21 protein-coding genes and 2 tRNA genes are annotated in these 23,819 nt (G+C 70.5%); 8 read left to right on the forward strand and 15 right to left on the reverse strand.

The features are described 5' to 3' along the window. Window positions 1–5: 5 nt before the first annotated feature. From ACQPZP_RS01155 to ACQPZP_RS01170, 4 genes are all read right to left on the reverse strand, one after another. The gene (locus tag ACQPZP_RS01155) at window positions 6–593 is read right to left on the reverse strand and encodes a maleylpyruvate isomerase family mycothiol-dependent enzyme (RefSeq protein ID WP_433475747.1); all 588 of its coding nucleotides are present in this window, start codon (window positions 591–593) and stop codon (window positions 6–8) included. Continuing rightward, window positions 590–1,420 carry a fumarylacetoacetate hydrolase family protein gene (locus tag ACQPZP_RS01160; protein WP_433475748.1) on the reverse strand — a complete coding sequence of 277 codons (831 nt, stop codon included), beginning with the start codon at window positions 1,418–1,420 and terminating at the stop codon, window positions 590–592. Before ACQPZP_RS01160 ends, ACQPZP_RS01155 begins: the two co-directional genes overlap by 4 nt. Next, window positions 1,417–2,547, reverse strand: coding sequence for a cupin domain-containing protein (locus ACQPZP_RS01165; RefSeq protein ID WP_433475749.1), 1,131 nt, complete (start codon window positions 2,545–2,547; stop codon window positions 1,417–1,419). The genes ACQPZP_RS01160 and ACQPZP_RS01165 overlap by 4 nt, the downstream gene beginning before the upstream one ends. A 91-nt stretch (window positions 2,548–2,638) precedes the next feature. After that, window positions 2,639–3,451, reverse strand: a complete 813-nt coding sequence (locus tag ACQPZP_RS01170) for a PaaX family transcriptional regulator (RefSeq protein WP_433465782.1) — start codon at window positions 3,449–3,451, stop codon at window positions 2,639–2,641. Window positions 3,452–3,643: 192 nt separating this feature from the next. Between ACQPZP_RS01170 and ACQPZP_RS01175 the strand changes: the two genes are divergently transcribed. The 4 genes from ACQPZP_RS01175 (at window position 3,644) to ACQPZP_RS01190 (ending at window position 10,369) form a co-directional block, all read left to right on the forward strand. Next, a complete protein-coding gene (locus ACQPZP_RS01175; protein WP_433475750.1) occupies window positions 3,644–4,939 on the forward strand; it encodes an MFS transporter in 1,296 nt (431 codons plus the stop codon). A 114-nt stretch (window positions 4,940–5,053) separates the two neighbouring features. After that, window positions 5,054–6,640 (forward strand): FAD-dependent monooxygenase, encoded by a 1,587-nt coding sequence (locus ACQPZP_RS01180; protein WP_433475751.1) that lies wholly within the window; start codon window positions 5,054–5,056, stop codon window positions 6,638–6,640. Beyond that, window positions 6,637–8,676 (forward strand): acetate--CoA ligase family protein, encoded by a 2,040-nt coding sequence (locus tag ACQPZP_RS01185; protein WP_433475752.1) that lies wholly within the window; start codon window positions 6,637–6,639, stop codon window positions 8,674–8,676. The genes ACQPZP_RS01180 and ACQPZP_RS01185 overlap by 4 nt, the downstream gene beginning before the upstream one ends. Next, a complete protein-coding gene (locus tag ACQPZP_RS01190) occupies window positions 8,669–10,369 on the forward strand; it encodes a (2,3-dihydroxybenzoyl)adenylate synthase (RefSeq protein ID WP_433475753.1) in 1,701 nt (566 codons plus the stop codon). Before ACQPZP_RS01185 ends, ACQPZP_RS01190 begins: the two co-directional genes overlap by 8 nt. A gap of 16 nt (window positions 10,370–10,385) precedes the next feature. On the opposite strand, the gene ACQPZP_RS01195 is transcribed toward ACQPZP_RS01190, so the two are convergent. The 3 genes from ACQPZP_RS01195 to ACQPZP_RS01205 all read right to left on the reverse strand — a co-directional run bounded on the left by ACQPZP_RS01195 (window position 10,386) and on the right by ACQPZP_RS01205 (window position 15,701). Beyond that, complete coding sequence (locus ACQPZP_RS01195; RefSeq protein ID WP_433475754.1) at window positions 10,386–13,052, reverse strand: DUF4132 domain-containing protein; 2,667 nt, start codon at window positions 13,050–13,052, stop codon at window positions 10,386–10,388. A gap of 220 nt (window positions 13,053–13,272) precedes the next feature. Beyond that, a complete protein-coding gene (locus ACQPZP_RS01200; RefSeq protein WP_433475755.1) occupies window positions 13,273–15,201 on the reverse strand; it encodes a tetratricopeptide repeat protein in 1,929 nt (642 codons plus the stop codon). 116 nt (window positions 15,202–15,317) lie between these two features. Then, window positions 15,318–15,701 carry an ester cyclase gene (locus ACQPZP_RS01205; protein WP_433475756.1) on the reverse strand — a complete coding sequence of 128 codons (384 nt, stop codon included), beginning with the start codon at window positions 15,699–15,701 and terminating at the stop codon, window positions 15,318–15,320. A 115-nt stretch (window positions 15,702–15,816) separates the two neighbouring features. Between ACQPZP_RS01205 and ACQPZP_RS01210 the strand changes: the two genes are divergently transcribed. Further along, window positions 15,817–16,419, forward strand: a complete 603-nt coding sequence (locus ACQPZP_RS01210; protein ID WP_433475757.1) for a TetR family transcriptional regulator — start codon at window positions 15,817–15,819, stop codon at window positions 16,417–16,419. 525 nt (window positions 16,420–16,944) lie between these two features. Beyond that, on the forward strand, window positions 16,945–17,520 hold the full coding sequence (locus ACQPZP_RS01215) for a hypothetical protein (RefSeq protein ID WP_433475758.1): 576 nt from the start codon (window positions 16,945–16,947) through the stop codon (window positions 17,518–17,520). 170 nt (window positions 17,521–17,690) lie between these two features. Here ACQPZP_RS01215 and ACQPZP_RS01220 read toward each other — a convergent pair whose 3' ends face one another. Beyond that, window positions 17,691–18,002, reverse strand: coding sequence for a hypothetical protein (locus ACQPZP_RS01220; protein ID WP_433475759.1), 312 nt, complete (start codon window positions 18,000–18,002; stop codon window positions 17,691–17,693). 195 nt (window positions 18,003–18,197) lie between these two features. On the opposite strand from ACQPZP_RS01220, the gene ACQPZP_RS01225 reads away from it, so the two are divergent. After that, window positions 18,198–18,575, forward strand: a complete 378-nt coding sequence (locus ACQPZP_RS01225) for a peptide deformylase (RefSeq protein ID WP_433479534.1) — start codon at window positions 18,198–18,200, stop codon at window positions 18,573–18,575. Here ACQPZP_RS01225 and ACQPZP_RS01230 read toward each other — a convergent pair. Both ACQPZP_RS01230 and ACQPZP_RS01235 read right to left on the reverse strand, forming a co-directional pair. Then, window positions 18,554–18,645, reverse strand: a tRNA-Ser gene (locus tag ACQPZP_RS01230). The genes ACQPZP_RS01225 and ACQPZP_RS01230 overlap by 22 nt on opposite strands. Before the next feature lie 134 nt (window positions 18,646–18,779). Then, entirely contained in the window at window positions 18,780–19,211 is a 432-nt protein-coding gene (locus ACQPZP_RS01235; protein ID WP_433475760.1) for a hypothetical protein, read from the reverse strand. Window positions 19,212–19,402: 191 nt separating this feature from the next. Between ACQPZP_RS01235 and ACQPZP_RS01240 the strand changes: the two genes are divergently transcribed. Continuing rightward, window positions 19,403–19,475 (forward strand) — tRNA-Arg (locus ACQPZP_RS01240). A 439-nt stretch (window positions 19,476–19,914) separates the two neighbouring features. Here ACQPZP_RS01240 and ACQPZP_RS01245 read toward each other — a convergent pair. The 5 genes from ACQPZP_RS01245 to ACQPZP_RS01265 form a co-directional block, all read right to left on the reverse strand. Further along, window positions 19,915–20,148: a hypothetical protein gene (locus ACQPZP_RS01245; RefSeq protein WP_433475761.1), complete on the reverse strand. Its 234-nt coding sequence runs from the start codon at window positions 20,146–20,148 to the stop codon at window positions 19,915–19,917. 233 nt (window positions 20,149–20,381) lie between these two features. After that, on the reverse strand, window positions 20,382–20,885 hold the full coding sequence (locus ACQPZP_RS01250) for a GNAT family N-acetyltransferase (protein ID WP_433475762.1): 504 nt from the start codon (window positions 20,883–20,885) through the stop codon (window positions 20,382–20,384). An 85-nt stretch (window positions 20,886–20,970) separates the two neighbouring features. Next, window positions 20,971–21,600: an acetate uptake transporter gene (locus ACQPZP_RS01255; protein ID WP_433475763.1), complete on the reverse strand. Its 630-nt coding sequence runs from the start codon at window positions 21,598–21,600 to the stop codon at window positions 20,971–20,973. Between the two features lie 365 nt (window positions 21,601–21,965). After that, the gene (locus ACQPZP_RS01260; protein WP_433475764.1) at window positions 21,966–22,829 is read right to left on the reverse strand and encodes an SDR family NAD(P)-dependent oxidoreductase; all 864 of its coding nucleotides are present in this window, start codon (window positions 22,827–22,829) and stop codon (window positions 21,966–21,968) included. A gap of 3 nt (window positions 22,830–22,832) precedes the next feature. Then, window positions 22,833–23,795 carry an alpha/beta fold hydrolase gene (locus ACQPZP_RS01265; RefSeq protein ID WP_433475765.1) on the reverse strand — a complete coding sequence of 321 codons (963 nt, stop codon included), beginning with the start codon at window positions 23,793–23,795 and terminating at the stop codon, window positions 22,833–22,835. Window positions 23,796–23,819: the final 24 nt, after the last annotated feature.

A 23,819-nucleotide genomic window follows, 5' to 3' on the forward strand; every position in this document is an offset into this window, starting at 1 on the left:
GCTGGTCAGAGCCAGGGCTTGAGCTCGGGGGCGGTGGCGGTGCGTCCTGTCAGCCATCCGGCGAGCCGGGCGGCGTTGCCCGTGCTCGCGTGCTTGGCGGCGGCCTCGGTGACGAGGGCGGCGTTGAAGTCGTCGGGCAGGTCGGCGAAGGTCACGCCGGCGTCGAGGTCGACGGTGTGGATGCAGACCTCCCTCGACCGCATCCACTGAATCTCCGCCGCCGGGACGGTGCGCCCCTGCGCGGTCACCACCGGGTTGTTCCAGGCGTCTTCCGGCAGTGCGTCCATGTCCGCGGCGAGCAGGCCGGCCGAGCGGTGGACGAGGGCGCGCAGTTCGCCCGCGGGCAGCGCCGACAGCCTCTCGATCTCCTCCGCCCGCTCGTCCGGCCCGGCGTACATCCGGTTCTCGACACCGGTGGCCGCCCAGCTCAGCAGGCGTCGCAGAGCCTCGGCGTTGCCGTGCACGTGCGCGACGACATGTCGGCGCGTCCACCCGGGCAGCGGGGTCGGCGCAGCGAGCTCGTCGTCGGTCATCCGGTCCAGCGCGCCGAGGAAGAGCTCGGTGCCTCGGTCCATCCAGGCGCGGGCGGTCATGCCGTCCTCGCGGTGTTCTCCAGGCGGCCGATGCCCTCGATCTCGGTGATCACGACGTCGCGGTCGGCGAGGTAGCGCGGCGGCTTGCGGGCGTGGCCGACCCCGCCCGGGGTGCCGGTGGCGATGACGTCCCCGGGCCGCAGGGTGATGACCGTGGACGCGTAGCGGATGAGCTGAACCGGGTCGAAGACCAGCTCCGAAGTGTCCGCCTGCTGCATCACCTCGCCGTTGACCCGGCAGGTGAGGTCGAGCGCCGGACGGACACCGCCCGGCAGTTCGTCCGGGGTGACCAGGACCGGACCTAGCGGCGTCGTGCCCTCGAAGGTCTTCCCCTGCAGCCATTCCTTGGTGCGGAACTGCCAGTCGCGCATGGTGACGTCGTTCATCACGGTGAAGCCGGCGATCGCGGCCTCGGCGTCCGGCTCGGACGCGCGCCGGACGGTCCGCCCGATCACCACGGTGAGCTCGGCCTCCCAGTCGACGGCCGACGATTCGGGCGCGAGCCGGATGTCGTCCGCGGGGCCGATCAGGGCGTCGGCGAACTTGGCGAACAGGGTGGGGTGCTCGGGCAGGTCGCGCCCCATCTCCAGGATGTGCTTGCGGTAGTTGAGCCCGACGCAAAAGATCTTGCCCGGTCGCGGCACGACCGGTGCGAGCGCGGTGGCGTCCAGGCTCAGCGGCGCGCCCTTCGCGGACGCCGCCGCGTCGGCCCAGTCCTCGCGTTCGAGCAGCGTGCCCGCGTCGGGGGCGTCCAGAAGGACGTACCCGTCTTCATCGAGCCGGGCGGCGCGGGTTCCCTCGGGGGTGCGGACGGTGGCGATCTTCACGAGGTGCTCTCCGGGATGGTGGCGCTGGTCTGGACACGGCGCTGGTGCAGCCGCTCGAAGATGGGGGTGTCGCTGAAGCGGAACAGGTCGAGGCCGTGCTCGGTGGTGAGCGTCAGCGGCTGCCAGGACGGCACGACGAACAGATCGCCGCGCGTGGCGGTCCAGGTGCGCTCGCCCACGCTCACCTCGCCGGTGCCCTCGAACACCTGGTACACCGAGGAGCCGACCTCGCGGGCCGGGCCGGTCCGCGTGCCGGGCGCGAGCCGGTGGAACTCCGCCCGCACGGTCGGCATCACGTCGCCGCCGGTCGTCGGGTTCGTGTAGCGGACGGCGGCGTGACCGGGCTCGACCGTGACCCGGTGCCCCTCGGCCTCCAGGGCCAGTTGCTCAGACAGCGCCCGGTCGGTGTGCTCCCACCGGTAGGCGAGCAGCGGCGTGGCCGGCGCCGGCTCCAGATGGGTGAGCGGGCGCAGTCCGGGGTGGCCCCAGAGCCGCTCGGACCGGGAGCGTTCGGGCGCGTCCCGCGTCTCGACCTCGTCCGGGCCGAACTCGAAGAACGTGGAGCCGGCGAAGTACTGGAACGGGATGTCCAGGCCGTCGATCCAGGCCATCGGCCGGTCGGTGACGTTGTGGTGGCCGTGCCAGTGCCAGCCGGCCTGCGGCAGGAAGTCGCCGCGCCGCATGGCGACGGGGTCGCCGTCCACGACCGTCCACACGCTCTCGCCCTCCACCACGAACCGGAAGGCGTTCTGGGTGTGCCGGTGCACCGGCGCGTCCTCACCGGGGTTGAGGTACTGGATCGCGGCCCACAGCGTCGGGGTGGCGAACGGCTGCCCGCCGAGCCCGGGGTTGGCGAGCGCGATCGCCCGGCGCTCGCCGCCGCGCCCGACCGGGACCAGCTCGCCGGCGCGTTCGGCCATCGGGAGCAGCCGGTCCCACCGCCACAGGTGCGGCAGCGCCTTCGAGCGCGGGTGCGGCGGCATCAGGTCGCCGATCTCCGTCCACAGCGGGATCAGCAGCTCGGACTCGAACCCGCGGTACAGCGCCTCCAGCTCCGGCGTCCGCACGGGCTGGTCCGCGCCGTCGGCCGCGACGAGCGTGACCGGGTTCGGATGGGTGGATGTCATGGGTGTCAGCCCCCTTGGCGCTCGACCCTAAGTTGTGTCAATTCTAGGACGGCCGTCAAGAGTCTTGCACATATGGGGGCCCGGCGGGCGGTCAGGCGGCCGGAGCGGACGACCCCGCGACCTCGTCGAAGAAGCGCTCCGCCGGAGGGCCGAGCAGGGAGTGCGCCTCCAGGAACATCTCGTGCGCGTCCCGTCCGGCCCAGCCCGCGGGTAGCAGCTCGACCGGCAGGTCGGGGTCCCGGAAGGGGAACTTGCGGTAGTCGTACGTCAGCCGCATCCGCTCGATCAGCGCCTCCTTCGGGCTCAGGTAGCCGGCGCGGTACGACGGCAGCCGGCCGTGGTACGTCCGCATCAGCTCGCGGTAGTCCTCGTTGAGCGCGTCCAGGTCCCAGCAGCGCGCGGCCATGTCCCGGTCGACCGGCAGGCCGCGGGACCGGCAGCGCAGGGTGTCGAGCCGCACGACCGGCTCGTCGGCGAACTTCTCCCTGACCTGCTGGACGCGGTCGTGCGGGCAGATGTACGTCGACGGGGCCAGCGGGCCGAACCCGAGCCAGGCCAGCTCCTTGCGGATCCGTTCGCGGATGCCGCGGTCGGTCTCCGGCACCGAGTAGATGACCATGTGCCAGTCGCCGTCCCAGTCGTCGCGCACCCGGTCGAAGATCCGCGAGCGGCCCTCGTCCAGGAGGCGCAGGCTGCGCGGGTTCAGCGCGTAGACGCTCTCCCGGCCCTCGCGCCGCGCGTCGAACCAGCCCTCCTTGCGCAACCGGGACAGCACCACCCGGACGGTGCTCTCTCCGATGTCGAAGCACCCCATCAGCGTGCTGAGCGTGCGCAGCCGGGCGGCACCGCCGCGGTACCGCACATAGTCGCCGAAGAGGTCGAAGACGATGGACCGGGGCTTCACCGGGCTGGCTCCTCCTGTAGACGCGCGTGCTCCACGACTATTCCACCCTCGGCGGCCGTCACCGAAGTGATCGATGACGGACAGGGGCCGAAGCCGCTTCTCATTTGCATAATTTCATTCTCTTGACGGACGTCTAGATAGTGACACATACTCCGTGGCATCCCATCCCCGGCCCCGGAGGACTGAGCCGGCATGAGCCCACCACCTGCGCGAACGACCCGGCGCACCGAGCTGACCGTCACGGCACTGTGCTTCGCGGTGATCGTCTTCGACGGCTACGACCTGATCATCTACGGCGCCACCCTCCCCGGCCTGCTGGAGTACCGCGACTGGGGCCTGACCAAGACGGAGGCGGGCGCGATCGGCAGCTACGCGCTGATCGGAATGCTCGTCGGCGCGCTGGTCGCGGGCACCGTCACCGACCTCATCGGACGGCGCAAGGTCATGATGATCGGCGTCGCCTGGTTCTCCCTCGCCATGATCGGCTGCGCGCTGGCCCCGAGCCCCACCTGGTTCGGCCTGTTCCGGATGATCGCCGGGCTCGGGCTCGGCGGCGTCATGCCGACCGCCGTCGCGCTCACCGCCGAGCACTCGCGGGCCGACCGGCGGAGCCTCAACAACGCGATCATGTTCTCCGGTTACTCGGTGGGCGGCGTGCTGGCCGCCGTGCTGACCATGAACCTCATGCCCGAGTACGGCTTCCGCGTCATGTACTGGACGGCCGCCGCCCCGCTGCTGCTCGTGCCCGTGCTGTGGCGGCTGCTGCCGGAGTCGGAGAGCTTCCTGGCCGCGCGGGGCCGGCATGAGAAGCCGAAACGGCCCGGCTCTCCGTCCCATGGCGCTGCCGTCCCGTCCCGGCGGCTCGGCGTGACCGCGCTGTTCGAACGCCGTCACCTGATGCCCACTCTGCTGTTCGCGCTCACCAGCTTCCTCGGCCTGCTGCTGGTCTACGGCCTCAACACCTGGCTGCCCCAGATCATGAAGTCCGCGGGCTTCCCGCTGTCCAGCTCGCTGCTGTTCCTCGTCGTGATGAACGGGGGCGCCGTGGTCGGCACCGTCCTCGTCGCGCCTCTCGGGGACCGGCTGGGCATGAAGCCCGTGACCGCGTCCGCGTTCCTCACCGCCGCCGTCTCCATCACGCTGCTCAGTTTCGCGACGGCCGAACCGCTGATGTACGTGCTCGTCGCGGTCGCGGGCTTCGGCACGGTCGGCACGCAGATCATGGTCAACGCCTATGTGGCCATGCACTTCCCGGCGGAGATCAGGGCGACCGCGCTCGGCTGGACCCTGGGGATCGGGCGCCTCGGCGCCATCCTGGGGCCGACCTTCGGCGGCTACCTGCTGGCGGCGGACGTCGACGTCTCATGGAACTTCTACGCTTTCGCGATCCCGGCCACGCTGGGGGTCGCCCTGGTGCTGTTCCTGCCCGCGAAGGAGAAGGCGGCGGGCACGGTGCCGTCCCGGGCGGGCGCCCGGCAGCCCGCCTGACGCGCGGACGGCCGCCCGGCACCGGGCGGCCGTCCCAAGGCCCGGCAAAGTCCGGCGAAGCAGCCGGTTGCCGGCATGACAGTACGGGGATCGTCAACAGGAGGCAGGTACCCCATGGACTCCAGGATCGCGTGCGTGGGAGGCGGCCCCGGCGGGCTCTTCTTCGCCACGTTGATCAAGCAGGCCCACCCGTCGGCGGAGGTGACGGTCTTCGAGCGCAACCGGCCGGACGACGTCTTCGGGTTCGGCGTGGTGTTCTCGGACGCGACCCTCGCCAACATCCACCGGGCCGACCCGGTGCTGCGGGAGGCCCTGGCCGGCCACGGGCGGCACTGGGATCCCATCGAGGTGCGCCTGAAGGGTGAGCGGATCACCTGTGGCGGCAACGGCATGGCGGCGATCCACCGCCGGACGCTGCTCGCCCTCATGCGCGCCCGGGCCACCGAGGTCGGCGTCGACCTGCGCTACGGCACGGAGATATCCGGCCCGGAGGACCTGCCCGGCCACGACCTGATCGTGGCGGCGGACGGCGCCAACTCGCGCTTCCGCGAGAGCCTGGCCGCCGAACTGCGCCCCCGTGTCGATGTCGCGTCCGCGAAGTTCATCTGGTTCGGCACCGACTACATGTTCGACGGGCTGACCTTCGTCCACGAGCGCGGTCCCCACGGGGTGTTCGCCGTCCACGGGTACCCGATCAGCGAGGACGTCAGCACGTTCATCGTGGAGACCGACGAGGAGACCTGGCGGGCGGCCGGGCTGGACGAGTTCGACGTCGCGAGCCCGCCCGGCCCGAGCGACGAGAAGACCAGGCGCTACCTGGAGGACCTGTTCGCCGAGCAGGTCGGCGGGCGCCGGCTGCTGGTGAACAACTCGCGCTGGGCCAACTTCCGTACCCGGCGGGCGCACCGCTGGCATTCCGGCAACGTCGTCCTGCTCGGCGACGCCGTGCACACCGCTCACTTCTCGGTGGGCTCGGGCACGAAGATGGCGATGGAGGACGCGATCGCGCTGGCCGCCGGCCTCACTGAGCACCCCGACGACCTCGAATCCGCGCTGGCGGCCTACGAGGCGGCCCGCAAGCCGCCGGTGGAGAAGATCCAGAACTCGGCGCGCCCGAGCCTGGCCTGGTGGGAGCACTTCGGCCGGTATCACGACGCCTTCGATCCGCTGCAGTTCGCCTTCCACTTCCTCTCCCGCAGCATCGGGAAGTCCAAGCTCGCCCAGCGCGACCCCGGCTTCGTCGCCGAGGTCGAGGCCGACTGGCGGAAGCGGCACGGCGTGACGCCGCTCGACTCGCCGCTGACGGTCGGCGCGCACACGTCCACCGGACGCCGGGTGACGATCGACGCCACATCGGACGGCGCCGTCGCGACCCTGCCAGGCGGTGCACGGGTGCCCCTGCGGGACGGCACGGCGGCGGCCGGCCACGGGCTGTGGCTCGCCGCGCCGGACACCGAGTCCGATCTGCCCGGCACGTTCGCGCGCCTGGCCGCCGCCGTGGACGTCGGGCCGCCCCCGTTGGCGGCCGTGCACGGCGGGACGCCCCTCACCCGCGTGCTGGTCGCCGAGCAGGCCCGGCTGGGACACGGCGTCCCCGCCCTGATCATGGAGGATTCCCTGGACGACGACCGTGCCGAGACGCTGCTGCTGTCCGGCCGGGCCGACCTCGTCGGCTCGCCGGCCGGGGGGCGGGCCGCGTGAACGGTGACCTGACCCCCCTGTTCGCCCCGTCCGGGATCGCCGTGATCGGCGCCTCCCGCCGGGGAGCCAAACTCGGCGCGGCGATGGCGCGCTCGCTGGCGGCCTTCCCCGGCACCCGCGCGCTCGTCAACTCCCGTAACCCCGACCTGGCGGCGGGCGTCTTCGCGTCCGTCGCGCAGGCCCGCGCGCACACCGGCGCCGACCTGGACCTGGCCGTGCTCTGCGTTCCGGCGGCGGCCTGCGCGGACGCGCTCGCCGAGGCCGCCGAGGCCGGCTGCCGCGCCGCCCTGGTCTGCGCGGGCGGCTTCGGCGAGATCGGCCCGGCCGGGGAGGAGGCCGAGCGTGCGCTGCGGCGGGTCGCCGAGGAGACCGGCGTCCGGCTCCTCGGGCCCAACACCTCCGGTTTCCTCGCACCCGGCCGGGGCCTGACGGCGAGTTTCGTGCCCGGCGCCGCCCTGGTGCCGCCCGGTGGCGTCGCCGTCGTCGCGGCCAGCGGCGGGGTCAACCATGCCCTGTCGTTCGAGTTCGCCGGCGCCGGCAGCGGGATCAGCCTCGGGGTCGGGATCGGCGCGGGCCTGGACGTCACCGCCGCCGACGTCCTCGACCATCTCGCGGACGACCCGGAGACCACGGCGGTCGCGCTTCACCTGGAGTCCGTTCCGGACGGGCCGCGCCTGGTCGCCGCGCTGCGGCGGCTGACGGCGGTGAAGCCGGTCGCGGCCCTGGTGGTCGGCCGGACGGACGTCGGGGACTTCGCCCGCTCCCACACCGGCGCCCTCGCCACCTCGTGGCGGACCACCCGCGCCGCCGTCCGGGACGCCGGAGCCGTCGTGGTCGACGACGAACGGGAACTCGTCGACGCGGTCACGGTGCTGTCGAGGGTGCGGCTGCGCCCGGCCGCCGACCCCGGCCTCGGCATCATCACCGCCCAGGCCGGGCCCGGACTGATTCTGGCCGACCGGGTCGGCGCCGCCGGTGTCCGCGTCCCCGAGCTTTCCCCCGGCACGCGGACCGAGCTGGGCGGGCTGCTGCCGCCGCTGACGTTCCAGCGCAACCCGGTGGACACCGGCCGTCCCGGCGAGACGTTCCCCGCGCTGCTGAAGACGGTCGCCGCCGATCCGGAGATCGACCTGCTCGCGGTGTACGCGCTGATGGAGCCGGGCAGCGTGGACCTGGTCGCGGCGGCGCAGGCGGCGGATCTGCCGTCCGCGATCCCCGCGGTGATCGCCGTCGGCGGGCCGGACGAGGAGGTGCGCGAGGAACGGGCCCGGCTGCACAAGCTCGGCGTTCCCGCCGTCACGACCCCCACGGCCGCGGCCAACGCCGTCCGGGCGCTGGTGGCCGACGCCCGGCTGCGCGCCCGGCACGACACGGAGCCGGTGCCCGGACGCCCGCTGCCGACCGGCCCGCTCGACGAGCACGCCGCCAAGACCTTCCTGGAGACCCTCGGCATCCGCACTCCGCGACGCCGCGCCTGCGGTTCGCGGCAGGAGGCCCACCAGGCGCTGGCCGATCTCGGTGCACCGGTGGCGGTGAAGGTGCTCGACGCCGAGATCCTGCACAAGACGGAAGCGGGCGGAGTCCACCTGGACGTCCGGACCCCGGCCGCCCTCGACACCGCCCTCGACGCCATCGGCGCCGACCGCGTCCTCGTCGAGGCCATGGCGCCCGCGGGCGTCGATCTGGTGGTGGGCGTCCGCCGGGACCCGGTGTTCGGCCCCGTCGTGCTCGCCGGGCTCGGCGGCACCGCGGCCGAGGCGCTCGCGGACGTCGCGATCAGGCTCGCGCCGGTGTCCCCCGCGCACGCGGCCGCGATGCCGGACGACCTGGCGGCCGGCCCGCTGCTGGACGGCTGGCGCGGCGGCCCCGTCCTGGACCGGCGGGAGTTCGGATCGCTGGTGGCGGCCCTGTCCGGCGCGCTGGTCGCGAGCCCCGGCGTCGCCGAGATCGAGATCAATCCGCTGCGGCTCACCTCCGACGGTCTCGTCGCCCTCGACGCCGTCGTCGTCCGCCGAGAGGAGAACGACAATGCCTGAACCAGCGCGGCCTGAATCAGCACGGCCGAGGCCGACGCGTGAGCATGCCGTCCCATGGCCGGAGGACGCCGCCCGGCGTTACGTCGAGGAGGGCTACTGGCGGGGCCGGACCATCGGCGACGAACTGCTGGCGGTCGCCGACGCCCGTCCCGACGCGGTGGCCCTGGTCGAGGACGGGCGCAGGCTGACGTACCGGGAACTCGCCGAACGCGCCGACGCTGCCGCCGTGCGACTGGCCGAACTCGGGCTGCGGCCGGACGACCGGATCGTCCTGCAACTGCCCAACAGCATCGAGTTCACCGTCCTGACCTTCGCCTGCCTGCGCCTCGGGGTGATCCCCGTGATGGCACTGCCCGGCCACCGAAGGCATGAGATCGCCTATCTCGCCGAGCACGCCGAGGCGGTCGCGATCGCGGTTCCGGACGTCCTCCGGGACTTCGACCACCAGGCGATGGCTGCCGAGATCCAGCGGGACAATCCGGTTCTAAGACACCTGCTGGTGCTGGGCAAGCCGACGGCCCCCGGCGCGGTGGACCTGCACGCGCTGTGCTCTCCGCCGGAAGGCTCCGCGCCGCGGACGACCGTTGACGCCTATCGTCCCGGCAGCCGGTCGGTGGCGCTGTTCCTGCTATCGGGCGGCACCACCGGACTGCCCAAACTCATCGCCCGCACCCACGACGACTACGTCTACAACGCCAGGCGCAGTGCCGAGGTGTCGGGTTTCGGGCCGGACACGGTCTACTACGCGGCACTGCCGCTCGCCCACAATTTCGCGCTGGCCTGCCCGGGCCTGCTCGGCACGCTTCTGTGCGGTGGCCGGGTCGTGATGGGATCACCCCGCCCCGCGGACGCGTTCGCCGCGATCGAGCGCGAGGGGGTGACCGCCACGGCCGCGGTCCCGGCCATCGCCCAGCGCTGGCTCGACCACCGGCACGCCGACCCGGACCGCGACCTCGGCTCGCTGCGCGTGTTGCAGGTCGGAGGCGCGCGTCTCGCCGACGAGGTCGCCTTCCGCGTCCGGCCGACGCTCGGCTGCACCCTCCAGCAGGTCTTCGGCATGGCGGAAGGGCTGCTCAACTACACCCGGCTCGACGATCCCGACGACGTCATCTGCACCACGCAGGGACGTCCGATGTGCCCCGCCGACGAGATCCTGGTGGTCGACGACTCAGGCCGTCCCGTGCCCGGCGACACACCGGGCCTGCTGCTCACCCGCGGCCCCTACACCCCGCGCGGCTACTACCGGGCCGAGGAGCACAACGCCCGCGCCTTCACCCCGGACGGCTGGTACCGCACCGGCGACATCGTCCGGCTGCGTCCCGACGGCAACCTCGTCGTCGAGGGCCGCGACAAGGACATGATCAACCGGGCGGGGGAGAACATCTCCGCCGAGGAGATCGAGAACCTCGCCTACCGGGTGCCCGGCGTGACGCAGGCCGCCGCCGTCGCGATGCCGGATGCCGACCTTGGCGAACGCGTCTGCCTGTACGTCGTTCCCGAGCCGGACCGCGACATCGCGCTGGACGATGTGCACGACGCCATGGAGCGGGCGGAGGTCGCGCGCTTCAAGTTCCCCGACCGCGTGGTCACGGTGGACGCGCTGCCCGCCACCAAGCTCGGAAAGATCGACAAGAAGGCGCTGCGGGCGGACATCGCGCGGCGGCTGGACGAGGAGCGCCAGAAGACGCCGTGAGGGGTGCGTCACCCGCTCATCTGGTGTCAGCCGAGTCGGCGAGCGTCTGCAGCGTCAGGAGCAGTTCGGAGGCGTCGACGCCGTCCAGTTCACCGAACGTGGCCTCCGAGGTGCGGAAATCCGACGCCTCGGACTCGGCGATCCGGACGAGGCCGAGGGTCTGCTCGGGCCATTCGGCAGGGGACATGACCGGGAAGCCCGGGCTCACGTCCAGCACGACCGAGCGGCCCGCCACGTACCGGATCAGGCAGTGCTGGACGCCCGCGTCCTCGGGTGTGCCGCGCGTCCAGCCATGGCGTTCCAGGCCCAGCACCTTCCCGACGCCGAGCACGACGTCCACGACCCGGTCGAGCCGGTTGCCGGCGCGCTCTTCGTCCGTGAACGCGTGGACGGGACGGCCGAGCTGGGGGAACGGCTGCAGGATCTCGTAGTCGGCGAAGGCCTCGGACCAGGCCGCCACGCTCTCCCCCAGATGCACCGGGTGGGCGATCCGGACCTCGCCGGACTCGGGCAGCGTCAGTGCCTTGTCGTTCACGTCGGCGAACGTGCGGTCCTCGGCGATCCGGAACGCCGTGGTCCCGTCGCCGTCGTGCAGCCAGACCATGCGCTTGACGAGATGCCACAGCAGCGGGTGCCCGACGAACAGCCGCCGGAAGTCCTCGGTCGTCCATCGCCGCTGCTCGGCCATGGCCCGCTCCATCCGGAGGATCTGGTCGGCGGCGACCGTCCGGACGTCCTTCTTCAAGCCGGTGAACGCCCGGTGCGCGGCGGGCGCCGCCTCCGGGTCGTCCTTCGCGCCCGGCTTGGGCAGCGTCTTGCGGAGCGTGCCCTTGCCGTCGAACACGACCGGCTTCAGTTGCTCGTCGAAGCCCACCGTGAACGATCGGGGCCCGTAGTCGAGCGTCATGCCGCCGTCCGCGTCCAGGCCGAAGTCGGGGACGATCCGGTCGCCGAGCTGGTCCATCGTGAGGCCGCGGTCGTCGGCCACCTGGGTCAGCAGCTGCGCCGCCTTCTTCTTGAGCCGCTTGGGCCGGGCCTTCTCCGCGACCAGGTGCAGCTGCATGACCGCCACGTCGGTGCCGATCCCGGAGAGGACGTCCAATGCCTTCAGCGGCAGCTGGATCCCGTCCTGGCCGGGCCAGGAACGGGCCATCCCGCCCAGCCGCCGCGCGATCTCGTCGTCGCCGGTCCAGCTCAGCTGCGCCAGCGCCCAGCCGATCCGCGTCGCCTCACCGGACACGCGCCAACGTTCGAACAGGCTCCAGCCGAACTCGGCCAGCGACCCGGGGTCGAGCGCGTCCAGCGCATCACTCAGGCGTTGCGCCGGCGCGCGTCGCGGGCTCGCCTTGCCCAGCTCCTCGACCAGGTGGCCGGTCGCGGCCGCGGGCAGCGCGTGTTCCCGGCCCCGCAGCAGGATCTGCGGCATCGCCGCCGGAGGCGCCCACCCGGGTGCACCCTTCTTTCCGCCCTTCCGCAGGGCCTTCGGCACCTGGTCTTCGGGCGCCTCGGCCACGCGCTTCGCCTGGACGGCGTCGAGCGCGGCCCGGGTCCGCGCGCTGAGTTCCACCGTCTCGACCAGGCCGGGGTGCGCCTCAAGATGCGCGTTCAGCAGCCCGGCCGCCAGCGCCGACCGCTTGGAGGTACCGGTGCTCAACTCCGGCAGGATCCGCAGCGCCCGGACGGGGAACCGCTCGATCATCGCCTCCATCGCGGGGAGGACGTTCACCTTGTCAAGGCAGCCGCCCGTGATCTGGAACGCCTTGTCGCCCGGGATTCGCCCCAGCGCGTCCACGATGCGCCGCCGGTCCTTCGGCTCCGCGTCCCCGTCGAGCGACCGCGCCAGCACCGGCGCCGCGGCCTCCCCCAACCCGTCGACCACGGTGTACAGCACGTCGGGAGACCACTCGCCGCTTCCGAGGACGGCCCAGTCACCGAGCCGTTCGACCTGCTCGGCCGTACCCAGCGACCACCACAGCAGCTTGGCTCCGGCCGAAGTCGTGTAGGACTGCCGCTTCGGCGGTTCCTCGCAGCACTCGTCCACCCACTCCGTGCGGTCCGGCACCAGGAACGACGTGATCAGCCGCTTCACCGGATCCGTGCGGAGCCCGGCCAGCGCCTCGACGGCCGCGGCGCGGGCATCGTCGTCCGCCGCGGCCAGCAGCGCCCGCATCCGCAGGCCCGCGCCGCGCGGCACCCAGTGGGCGTGGACCAGATCGTCCGTCCCGCGCAGGACGTAGCCCGGCTCCTCATCGTTCACCGTCATCCCGCCGTCGCCCCAGATCCAGATCCCCTCGATCTCGGCGAACGTGCAGGCGGCGAAGGGGAGCCCGTGCTCGGCCACCAGAAAGTCGGTCCAGTCGGCGTCGTCGGCGTAGCGCGATTTCAGCCGCGCCATCGTCTCCACCCGCGCGACAACCGCGGCCCCCAGCGGGGTCGCCTCGCCCTTCAGGTAGGCGAGGCCCGCCTCGGCCAGCTCGGCGACGGTGCCCCGGTGTTCCAGCACGTCGCGGACGACCGTCCGGGCGGCCTCCAGGCTTTCGCGCACCGTGGCGTGCGCCTCCGCACGCGGCTCGGTCTCGGGCACCGGGACCAGGCCCCCGCGCCGGGGGATCAGATCCTCCAGCCACGGGTCGGGGATGACCAGAACGTTCTCGTCGCAGAGCGCGGGGGCATGATCAACCATGCGCCCTCACAGTAGAGCAGCCTCCTGACACTCGGGTGCCGTTCCGCGGAGCGCCCCGCCGGGCGTCAGGCAGTGCCGGACGGTGCTCGGCTCAGGTCAACGACGCAGAACGCGTTGCCGTCCGGGTCGGCGAGCACCACGAAGTCGGGATCCGGTGCTCCAGCGTTCTCCAGGTCGCACTCTCCCACTCTGATGTGGGCACCAGGTCCAGCGCCACCCGTCACGCTCGCCTTCTCAGTGTGGCGAGTCCTTCGCGTGTCTCCGTGGTGAGGCTGTGGGAGTCGCCGAGGACGCGCTGCATGACGTCCAAGAGGTCATCGAACATCGCCGTGGCCTCGCTGTGGCGACCTTTCGCGGCGATCGCGCGCGCCATGGTGGCACCGGTGCGCAATGTCAGAGGATGTTCGGCGCCGAGGACACGGCGGTGGACTTCGAGGGCCTCCCGGCACATCTGTTCGGCCTCGTGGTGACGGCCCATCTCGCCGGTCCAGCGGGCCAGGTCCGACCAGGCGTCCAGCGTGCGGGGGTGCTCGGCGCCCAGGACACGGCGGTCGATGCCGAGGATGCGCCGGCACATGCGCGCGGCTTCCTCGTGGTGACCTTGCATGCCGAGCGACCAAGCGAAATCGATGCCGGTCGCCAGCGTGTCGGGGTGCTCGTCGCCGAGACGAGCGGCCGCCGACAGGCCGGCACGGGCCGACTCCTCCCCACCGGCGCTTTCCTTGTTCTCGTCGAGCCATAGCGCCCCCAGCGCCTTTCTGCTGATGCCGAGCAAAGTGGTCAGGGCCTCGTCCGCCAGGTGCGGCGCGAGCCAGTGCAGCATGGCGCGAATGTGCGGGAGGATGCTCTGCCAAGCGGGCCAGTCCGATGGACGCTCGCTGTCGAGGTTCTCCACCGCGACTTGGAGAAGTTCGACCGCGTCCGTTCCTATGGCGGGGAGCCGGTTGCTGAAGGTGGTGAGCAACCGGGTGCGGCCGGTGTCGGCGACCACGGGATGAATCCTGATGTGCTGATCGGCGGTGATGTCGATGAGCGCGACCGTAGCCAGCGCACGCAGGCCTTCCAGACGTTCCCGGGTCGCCGATGCCAGCAGCACCGACTCCGGGAGCGGTACGTCGGGCGCGAAGCACGACAGCAGGCACAGCAGTTCGCGCGCTTGGCCGACCCCCTGCCGGGCCAGGGCGTCCAGCGACAACTCCCAGGTCTGCAGCACGGTGCCGCGCGGATCGCTGCGCCCGCCGTCCAGATCGGTGACCGCGTCATGTGCCAGAGCACCGTCCAGGGCTTGCTGATACTCGGCGAAGCCGCGCCACCGGGCGAAGGGGGCCGCCAGGTAAGCGCCCGCCAGGTGCAGCGCCAAGGGCAGGCCGCCGAGCCGCCTCGCCAGCGCCAGTGCCTCGCCGCCGGGATCGTCCACCTGAGGCGCGGCCCGGCGGAGAACTGCCGCCGCGCTGGCGTCGTCAAGGGTTCCCGAGGTCCGCATCCGGACCCATGCTCCCCAGGTGCTCGCATCGGTGTGACGTGTCGTCACCAGGACCATGAGCCCGCCGCCGGGCCGGATCCACCCCGTGCCGTCGGCCGGTGCCGAAGCGTCGCCGGCGGCCAGCACGCCGGGATCGTCAGCGTTGTCCAGCACCAGCAGCCCTCGTCGCCCTGACAGCACCTCCCAGACCCGATCCGGTGCGGTGGCCGTCCCCTCGCGGACCGCCCGGGCCACTGCCTCCGGCGCGTCGATCTGGTGCAGGATCTCCAGAATCCCGCCGCGCAGGGACTCCGCGTCCGAGGCGTTCAACCACCACACCGGCCGGCTGCGCTTGCGCGCCTCGGCGGCGACGCAGAGGGCGACGGTCGACTTGCCGACACCGCCCATCCCGGCCAGCACCCACACGCCGCCCGACTGCTTGCGTGCGCGCTCGCCCAGGCAATCGATCAGCGCTGCCAGCAGATCGTCCCGGCCCAGGACCTCCGCCGGCAGACGCCCCATAGGCAAGGCGACCGGAAGCGCTCCGCTCCTCGCTCCGTCAGATTCCTCGCTCCGCTGGGTGTGTCTGACGTCACGGCGGGCCAGCACCGCGACCCTCAGTTGCCCCACCCCGACGACCAGCCCGAGCACACCGGCGATCGAGGCCAGGACGGCCAGCAGCTCCATGCCCCGACCATAAGGCGCGAAGAGCCACCACGACATAGGCGTCCCCAGAGGATGCCCGCCGAGAAGGGAGTCCGGTCATGCCCGCCGGTACAACGCCGCGCCGCGCACCGGCATGACTAGTCGAGCAACTCTTCGGGGCTGGCTGAGGACGGGAATCCCGTGCTGGCTCCCCACATCTCCGCGAACCGGCCGTCCTCGATGCGGAAGATCTCGAACAGCATTGGCCGCGCGTCTCCATCCGGAGTGTCGAGCCCTTCGACGGTCGAGCGGACGGCCGCCCTGTCGCCGTCGACCAGGATGTCCTGGGCGACGACGCGGATGCCGGGGAACCGGGTGGTGAGGGTGCGCCAGGCGTCCTTGCCGGCCTCGAATCCGGCGGTGCCGAGCGGATGGCTGAAGAAGCCGGGAGTGTGCAGGTCGGCGGCCTGGTCGAACTGCCGGCTGTTGAAGCATTCCTGCATCCGCCGCACCAGGGCGCCGGAGTCCTCGCGTGTGGTCATCGACGTGCTCCTCATGGCCGGTGGGCGGGTTCGTGTGTCGCCCTCGTAACCGGTGCGCCGCCCCGCTTATAGTCCACACTATACGGTGCTGCGCCCCGGTTATGCTGAGTCCGACATGACCAGCCAGCCACCTGACCCCGCACCTGCGACGCGCGGCGACCGCGAGCTGCGCGCAGACGCCCGCCGCAACCGCGAGCGCGTCCTTCGGACCGCGCAGCAGCTGTTCGCGACCGACGGTCTCGGCGTCTCGCTCGATGAGATCGCCCGGCGCGCGGGCGTCGGCCCCGGCACCGTCCACCGTCACTTCCCGGCCAAGGAAGCGCTGTATCTCGCCGTCGCGATCGATCAGATCAGGCAACTGGTGGCGGAGGCGGAAACGCTCACCGCCGCCGAAGACCCGGAGGCCCTCTACTCGCTGCTGTCACGGATGATGGCCAACGGCGCGGAGAACGTGGCGGTGAAAAGCGCGCTGGTGGCCGCCGAGTTCGACTTGCGCACCGCCGCCCCGGATGTCGCGGCGGATCTCACCCGCCACGTCGCCGACCTGCTCGAACGCGCCCACGCGGCCAGCGCCGTGCGCGCCGACGTCACGGCCGACGAGGTGATGGCTCTGGTAGCCGGCGCCTTCGCCGCGATCCGCCACGCGGGCGCAGAGACCAGCCGCGACCGCGCAGCACACATAGCCCAGCTAATCCTCGACGGCCTACGCCCCCGGTAGAGGACGCATCGACCCGACCGACGCCGGGCCGTCACCGCATGATCCAAGCCAGCCGGGCCTCCGGGCGCGGTTGTGGCAACTCGTCACCGACCTGGTGGTGTGGGCGTAAGCCGGTGGCATGGCCAGGTATGCCCAGGGCGACAGGATGAGTGGAGTGCGGGTGACCAGTGCCAGTACCAGCAGGGCACCGAGCGCCAGGTAAGGGCCGCCAGGAATGGCGTCAGAGTTCTCACTACTGGGATTCCAATAAGTGTGTGGAGGTGGCGGTTTTGGGAGCCGACCGGTTGTTCGCCGCGATGCGGCAGGTCCGTGGACACCACGTATTCGGCAAAGGCATAGGACTAGGACGTGCCTCGAAGTCCGGTGCGTGACGGTGTGTCGTGATCACTAGGGCTGCCGGTTCCGGAATGATCATCCATCTTGCGTGCCCGGCTCTCCCGGGTCCCTGCAGGAATCCCGTCACGTGGTGCGCCGGTACTGGCGATTCAGGGACCGGTCCCAGGTGGCCTGGCTATAGTCCAGCAGATGAACGACATACAGGAACATGCACCGGCTCCCCTTGAGCGGGTGGTGACAAGGCTGGTCAATCCGATTGGTTTCGTGCTTGTTCTGCTGGTCTTCCTCTTCGTGCCTTGCATTGCCACTAGTGCGGGATCCGGACATCCAAAATTGAAACGGATAGTCGATGAAGGCTTCACCGGTTGGAACATCGCCACTGAAGCGAACACGTTTCCCGCGTCGGTCCGCGTTCTCCCAGTCGCCCTGCTCGTCGTGCTTGTGGTAGGTGCGGGTACCGCCCTGGCACGCAGTCCGCAGAAGCAGAGCTTCGTCGCCGCCGTTACAGCGACAGTCTCCGGTGGACTCCTGGTGGCGACCGGGCTGTGGGCCTCGGAGTCGCTGGACGTAATAGGGCATGAGTTTCTGCCAATGCCGTCGACCATGCCGCCAGCCGAAGTTGCGAAATTCTTCGACAACCTCGGAATCAGGGTAGAGGTCAGCCTCGGGTTCTGGCTGGGGCTGGCGACACTCGCTGTGATCATCGCATTCAATGTCCACCTGGTGCTGCGCAGCAGACGCCGCCCTGCCACAGCAGTTCGCTGAGTGCCTGATACCTCAGGCCCCTCCCCCCACGGAGGGGCCTGAGGTATGAACACACCCTTGGCCACTTCGGATCTGGCCGACACCTTCCCTGTCTCCCGAGCACCACACGCTGTCTGGTGCGCGAGCGGGCCGAGTACGTGACGCGGGGCGAATGTGGCGAGGGGGAGAGTTCAGATCTGATACACGCTTCCGGAGTAGATCCAGCCGGTGTGCGGGTAGTAGATGCGGAACCACTTGTTGCCGGAGCTGTTGATGCAGGCGCCATCGGAGGCCAGCCGTGTGCCGGCGCGGACCCAGGCGACGACCTCCCAGTGCTTGGCGGGACCTTTTCTGATCGGGGCCTTGTTGTAGGTCTTGAGCCAGATCGGCGTCTCGAAATCGTCGCAGTCCGCCGCCGAGGCCGTCCCGGGGCTGAGGGCCACTGTGCCGGTCGTGGCCAGGACCGCCGTCATGAGTGCGGCCGCCATTTTGTGTGCGCGCATGTCGTGCCTCCTTCGCCCCCGAACCGCTTATGGGCGGGACCGGTTGTAGAAGCCACCGCCGCGAAGTGACCTTGATCATCGATCAAGGTTTAGGCCCCGTCAAGACCTTCCGCGCGACGCAGATCGGGCTCGACGGCACCACCGCCTTCATCGCCCCACCCGGCCCGGACGCTGAACGGCCTGTGCCGCTCAAGGCTGGAAGTCGCACGCACGCGTCTGGACGGGCGGCAGGTGGCAATTGTCCTGAACGCAGCCCTTGCCCATCTGGCTGGCCACGAGATCGACCACCTGTATGGACGGCTCTATATCGACCGGATGCGTGAGGGCACCCGATCCCCGTTGAGGAGTACAGGGGTACCGGCCAAGCCTGGTCCCACCGAGGCGGGTTGTTCCAGCTCGGAGGACGGGACGATGTCTACGCGTCCGTGGTCCCACCGGTCTTCGCGGAAGCCGCCGAGGCGGCTGCGGCCATGGTCCCCCGCCGCGCCGGCCCCCAACGCGAAACCAGCGGCCCCCTCGACCCACACGAGATCAAGGAAACCGCTGGTTAGTGGCGGAGGATCGGGGATTTGAACCCCGGATGGGCTTGCACCCAAACCGCATTAGCAGTGCGGCGCCATAGACCGGACTAGGCGAATCCTCCAGTAGCCATCAGGCTCAGGACAGGTTACCGGTTCGGTGAGTCACCCGGCAAAGTCTGACCTGCGGCCTGGACAGCATAGTCGGAAACGCCGTCGGGCGTCCCGCTCCCGGGGCCGCGGGAGCGGATCAGGATCGTCAGCCGCCCAGCGAGAACCCGGTGAACCCGCAGGCCTTGGCCAGGTCGTTCCCGTGCTGCCGCATACCCGCCAGGTCGGGCTGGCGCGGGGACGTGCTGCCGGACTGCACCTGCCGCAGCATCGACGCCGTCTCGTCGAGGTCGCCCGCGAACGCGGTCGCCGCGGTCTCGACGTCGCCGCCGGCGTTCTGCCCCTCGGACCGGACCTTGGACGCTGTGTCCGCGAACTTCTGCGCGGTCGCCGAGGCGCCGCTCGGCGTCGTCATCGACATGCCGCTGGTGGAGAAGCTCCGCAGCTCCGTCTCGATGTTCTTGCAGGCGGTCTTCTTCTTCCCGCCCGCGATAGCGTCGACTGCGCCGCAGCCCGTGGAACCGAGCATCAGGCCACCGACGGCGAGGACGCCGACCAGCTTGGTGGCGGACATGCGCATGAGGATTCTCCTTCAGGGGGTTGGGCATGGACGGGCTCAAGACTCGCAGGTCACTCCCGCCTCAATCACCCCTTTGGCGCAACACCGCCACAAAGGGTTCCGTGACTCAAGTCACACCTCTGGCGTCTCCGCGCCCGTCCCGAGAACCGATTCGCCGACACCCCGTAGAGCCGGTACAGTAGCTGCGGCAGGCACCCGTAGCTCAACGGATAGAGCATCTGACTACGGATCAGAAGGTTAGGGGTTCGAATCCCTTCGGGTGCGCACACGGCAAAGCCCCCTTCCGATCACGGACGGGGGCTTTTGCGTGCGCCATGGGAGCCACTAGTTCAGATCAGGGCCCAAGAGGGCAGCGGCCCATCCCCGAGTGCCGCAGCTCGTGCGGGTGCCAGTGGTCGAGGACGGCCGCGTGGGCCGCGCATCCTGCCACGCCCGCCGAACAGATGAGGCCCCGTGGTTCCAGGAAGGAGCACGGGGCCACAGGCTGAGCGGTACCAGACTCCTGTCAGGAGCAGGACTGGTACCAGCCGTCGGTGACGTCCTCAGGGACGTCAACGACGGCCAACTTGGCGCCGAGGCGAACGGAGCCCCCTCGACGACCTCCAAAACCGAAGGGCCACTCGACGACGGTCGCGGAGGCGGTTTCGCTGAACTCCTCCTTGACCGCTCGCGTGGCGGCGTCGTCCTTGGGGCGGACGTGGACCTAGCGCTCGTCGTCCTCGGGGATCGAGTCGAAGCCCTCCGGGGCCCCCTCGACGTTCAGGCGGACGTTGGAGAAGAGCATGTTTCCCTCCTCCGTCTCCACCCCAGCGCCAGGCCAGACGGCGATGGTCGCGGAGGCGCCCTCGCTGACTTTCTCCTTGACCGTTCGCGTGGCGGCGTCCCTGAGGGGCTCGTCGCCGATACGTACGATGTCTATTTCGATCTGCATTGTCATGTCCTCCGTGAGGTGTTTGGCTCGAGCACGGTTCGACGAGCTCGAACCGGTCGGCCGGACTCCTGCCTTGCGGTCCGGTCACAGAGGACAGTGCGAAGGACGGGGTGGCCCGCAACCTCGCGGGGGACGGAGAGACGCTTGTCAGGCGCCCTATGGACCATGGAACCGGAAGCCGCGTCGGCGGCCGCCGGAGCGAATGATCTTGAATCGCGGCGAGCGCACGCCGGTGGGCGTCACGGCTGATCGAGGTGTTTGGCGAAGACGATGGCCTGGCGGTGGTATCTCATGCGGCGCTCGTAGAACGGGACAGATACGGGGCTGTCGGCGTAGGTGTCGAGCATGACCATGTGGGCGCCGCGCTCACTGGCCCAGTGCTCTACTGAGGTCATCAGGGCCGCTCCCGCTCCTGAGCGCCAATGATCCCGCTGGACGGCGAGCGCGTTGACGAAGACCCGAGGGAGCGCGACCTCGCGGACCAACTGGCGATCGGCGTCGGTGTGCGGTGGCAGGAAGGCCGCATCGACGAACCCGATCGCCTCTCCGTCGTGTTCGGCCACCCGGACGAAGCCGTCCTCTCCTTTGGTCAGCAACTTGTCCTCAAGCCAGACGTCGAGGCCGTCACGGCGGGGGGACTGGAACGACTCCGGGGCGATCTCTCGGTAGAACTCGGCGAAGTCGCACCACGCCACTGCTATGCCAGTGCCGTCGCCAGGTCTCCGGGCGCGGATCTCGATCATGACCCCAGTCTGCGTCAGGGCCGAGGGGCGCAGGCGGATGACGGCGCCCCCGCCAGGTGGGGTGGCGGGGGCGCGGTGGGACGGGTCAGTGGGGCTCGGGGCCGGCGGTGAGCGGCGTGGAGAGGGGCTTGCCGACGGCGAGGAACGGGCGGCCCATCATGCCGTTGATGACGCCGGCGGCGGAGGCGTACCACGCGCAGATGGCGGTCAGGACCCCGATGTAGCCGCCGATCTTGATGGTGTTCTCGCTGGTGGAGAAGTTCCCGATGAACAGGATGATCTCCGTCGCCTCCAGGGTCACGAACACCGCGAGGATGGCCTGGTTGACCTGCGTCGCCCACAGCATCATGTAGGTGTTGAAGATCGCGAAGGCGAGCAGGATCCAGCCCAGGTCGTTGGCCTGCTGCACGGGGGTGGTCTTCCCTGCGACCAGCACGACGTACAGGCCGAGGCCGATCCAGAAGCCGCCGTAGGACGAGAAGGCCGTCGCACCGAACACGTTCCGGTTGCGGAACTCCCACATGCCGGCCAGCAGCAGGACCACGCCGCCGTAGGCGAGGGCGTAGCCCAGCCAGGCGACGGTGCCGTCGGTCCAGGCGGCGTTCTTGGCGGAGAAGAGGAACATGGTCAGGGCGAAGGCCGCCAGTCCCAGTGGGGCCGGGTCTGCTACCGCGGACGGGGCCTGAGGGGTGGACTCTTGCTCGACGTGGGTCATGGTGCCTCCTCGTTGGAGTCCCATCGCCGTGTCTCGCTCGGTCTCGGCGGGCCGGACAGGGATGGACGAAGAAATGCGGACAGCGGACGCCCGGGCGTCCCCTGCGCCATGGGGACCGTCCCCGTTTCGGATCATAACTTCGCTTGCGCGTCAGGTCATGGCCTTGTTAGTGGGATATTTCCGGCGTATAACTGCTAATCGGAACCGTCAAGATCGAAGTGTCCGGTAGGGGACGGCCTCGACCATGTCCGGGCACCTCGATATGCCGCGTGCTTTGCATCGCATGTACTGCGCCTTTGGGTATGCGCGCCCGCATTGAATTCGCGGGTGAGAATCGCTGACAACCTTTGGGAAAGGTGTTGCGGCTATTTCACCACGGCGGTGCCGAACATCGGCGGATCCCCGAGCCGGGCGCGGTGGGAGACGGGAGCGTTCCCGTCGATGTCGACGACCCCGAGACGTTCACCCAGTTCAGCCCCGATATGGACCTGCCCGGTCCACCTCATCGGCTCCGGGTCCCGGGCGAGGGCGTCGATGACCCGGCCGCTGAACTCGGCGGACTCCGCGCCCGCGGCGAACGCCTTGTACCGGCCAGGGGCGCCCTCGAAGAGCGCCTTGTTGCGCTCGGTTTTCAGCAGGCCCATCCAGAGTGAGATGACGGCCACGTTGTACGGCTGGAAGTCCACCGCCATGTCGTGCGCCATCTTGTCGACGGCGGCCTTTCCCGCGCCGTACGCCGGGCCGTGCATGTAACAGCGTCCGCCGAACGACGACGTGTTGACGATGAGACCCCCATTGTTCCTGATAAGGAGTGGGGCGGCGTAGTAACTCGCCACGTAGGCCGAACGCATTCCCACGTCGAACATGCTCTGCAGCGCCAGCGGCTTCTCCCAGAAAGGCCCTCCCCGAGTGAGGCCGTCCGGGATCGTGAACGCGTTGTTGACGAGAATGTCCAGCGCGCCGTGCTCCCGCTCCACCCGTTTGAACAGGGCTTCCACCTGCGCGTCGTCGGAATGGTCGCAGATCACCGGGACGCCGGTGCCGCCGCGGGCGTCGATCTCCGCGGCGGTGGCGAACACCGTCCCCGGAAGGTCCGCGTCGCCCTCCGAACGGGTGCGCCCGGTCACGTACACCGTCGCGCCGGTGCCGCCGAGCGCCAGCGCGATCCCCTTTCCGGCGCCGCGGCTGGCGCCCGTGACCACCACGACCCGGTCTTCGGTGAGGCTCACCTGTCACTCCCCGGATAGAAATTCGAGCATCGCCGCCGTGGTCTCGCCGGGCTTCTCCATCTGCATCATGTGGCCGGCCTTCTCGATCATCCGGACGCCGCGGAGGTCGGCGTGGTGTTCCGCCAGCCTGTTCAGCGGGTCGGGGCCGTGCCAGCCCTCAAGGTCGGCGTCCTGTTCGCTTCCTATGAAGTAGAACGGGACGGGATTCTTTCCGCCGCCGTACGACTTGCGGTACTCCCAGGAGAGGTCCATGGCGCGATACCAGTTCAGCCCGCCGGTGAAGCCGCTGCGGCTGTAGGCGTCGACGTAGAACTCCAGTTCCGGCTCGGTCAGCCATGCCCACGGCAGCGGCGGCGGCTCCGGGAGGGCGTCGATATAGGACGTCCCCGGCGGCCGCCGCCAGACATCGAGATAGTGGTAGTCGCTGGAGAGCGCGTAGAACAGCCTGCGGAGGAATTCGCGGGGCGCCGCGGCGAGATCGCGGTCGGCGACACCGGGAGCGGTGAAGTAATGGATGTGGTTGAAATGCCGCTCGGCCTGCCGGGCGGCGAGCGTCAGGGGTGACTCCTCGCTCGGGGTGAAGAAGGGGTTCTCCAGCCCGATGATCGCGGCGACGCGGTCCGGGTGGTGGTGGGCGAGATCGTAGGCGGCGAACAGCCCGAAATCGAGGCCGCTGAAGACGGCCTTCTCCGCTCCGAGGTGGTCGAGGAGGCCGACGACGTCGCCCACGATCCGGTCGACGTCGTACTCGCGGGGGTCCGCAGGCCCGCTGGTCTGCCCCATGCCGCGCATGTCGGGCGCCACGACCCGGAACCCGGCGTCGGCGATCGGCCCGATCTGGTGACGCCAGCTGAACCAGAGGTGCGGGAAACCGTGGAGGAGGACGACGAGCGGCCCGTCCCCCTGCTCCACGTAGTGGACGTCCAGGCCGTTGATGCGCGCGTACCGATGAGTCCAGCCGGCCATGCTGCGGATCCTCCGGGTCGGGAA

The sequence above is a fragment of the Spirillospora sp. CA-142024 genome, assembly GCF_050942325.1.
Classification (GTDB): Bacteria; Actinomycetota; Actinomycetes; order Streptosporangiales; family Streptosporangiaceae; genus Spirillospora.

Bases quoted from the DNA above. Each gene is read 5' to 3' on its own strand.
- ACQPZP_RS01200 (WP_433475755.1), bottom strand. From the start codon at position 15,201: ATGGAGCTGCTGGCCGTCCTGGCCTCGATCGCCGGTGTGCTCGGGCTG.
- ACQPZP_RS01155 (WP_433475747.1), bottom strand. From the start codon at position 593: ATGACCGCCCGCGCCTGGATGGACCGAGGCACCGAGCTCTTCCTCGGC.
- ACQPZP_RS01175 (WP_433475750.1), top strand. From the start codon at position 3,644: ATGAGCCCACCACCTGCGCGAACGACCCGGCGCACCGAGCTGACCGTC.
- ACQPZP_RS01165 (WP_433475749.1), bottom strand. From the start codon at position 2,547: ATGACATCCACCCATCCGAACCCGGTCACGCTCGTCGCGGCCGACGGC.
- ACQPZP_RS01205 (WP_433475756.1), bottom strand. From the start codon at position 15,701: ATGACCACACGCGAGGACTCCGGCGCCCTGGTGCGGCGGATGCAGGAA.
- ACQPZP_RS01220 (WP_433475759.1), bottom strand. From the start codon at position 18,002: ATGCGCGCACACAAAATGGCGGCCGCACTCATGACGGCGGTCCTGGCC.
- ACQPZP_RS01215 (WP_433475758.1), top strand. From the start codon at position 16,945: ATGAACGACATACAGGAACATGCACCGGCTCCCCTTGAGCGGGTGGTG.
- ACQPZP_RS01255 (WP_433475763.1), bottom strand. From the start codon at position 21,600: ATGACCCACGTCGAGCAAGAGTCCACCCCTCAGGCCCCGTCCGCGGTA.
- ACQPZP_RS01250 (WP_433475762.1), bottom strand. From the start codon at position 20,885: ATGATCGAGATCCGCGCCCGGAGACCTGGCGACGGCACTGGCATAGCA.
- ACQPZP_RS01235 (WP_433475760.1), bottom strand. From the start codon at position 19,211: ATGCGCATGTCCGCCACCAAGCTGGTCGGCGTCCTCGCCGTCGGTGGC.
- ACQPZP_RS01195 (WP_433475754.1), bottom strand. From the start codon at position 13,052: ATGGTTGATCATGCCCCCGCGCTCTGCGACGAGAACGTTCTGGTCATC.
- ACQPZP_RS01245 (WP_433475761.1), bottom strand. From the start codon at position 20,148: ATGACAATGCAGATCGAAATAGACATCGTACGTATCGGCGACGAGCCC.
- ACQPZP_RS01180 (WP_433475751.1), top strand. From the start codon at position 5,054: ATGGACTCCAGGATCGCGTGCGTGGGAGGCGGCCCCGGCGGGCTCTTC.
- ACQPZP_RS01210 (WP_433475757.1), top strand. From the start codon at position 15,817: ATGACCAGCCAGCCACCTGACCCCGCACCTGCGACGCGCGGCGACCGC.
- ACQPZP_RS01190 (WP_433475753.1), top strand. From the start codon at position 8,669: ATGCCTGAACCAGCGCGGCCTGAATCAGCACGGCCGAGGCCGACGCGT.
- ACQPZP_RS01265 (WP_433475765.1), bottom strand. From the start codon at position 23,795: ATGGCCGGCTGGACTCATCGGTACGCGCGCATCAACGGCCTGGACGTC.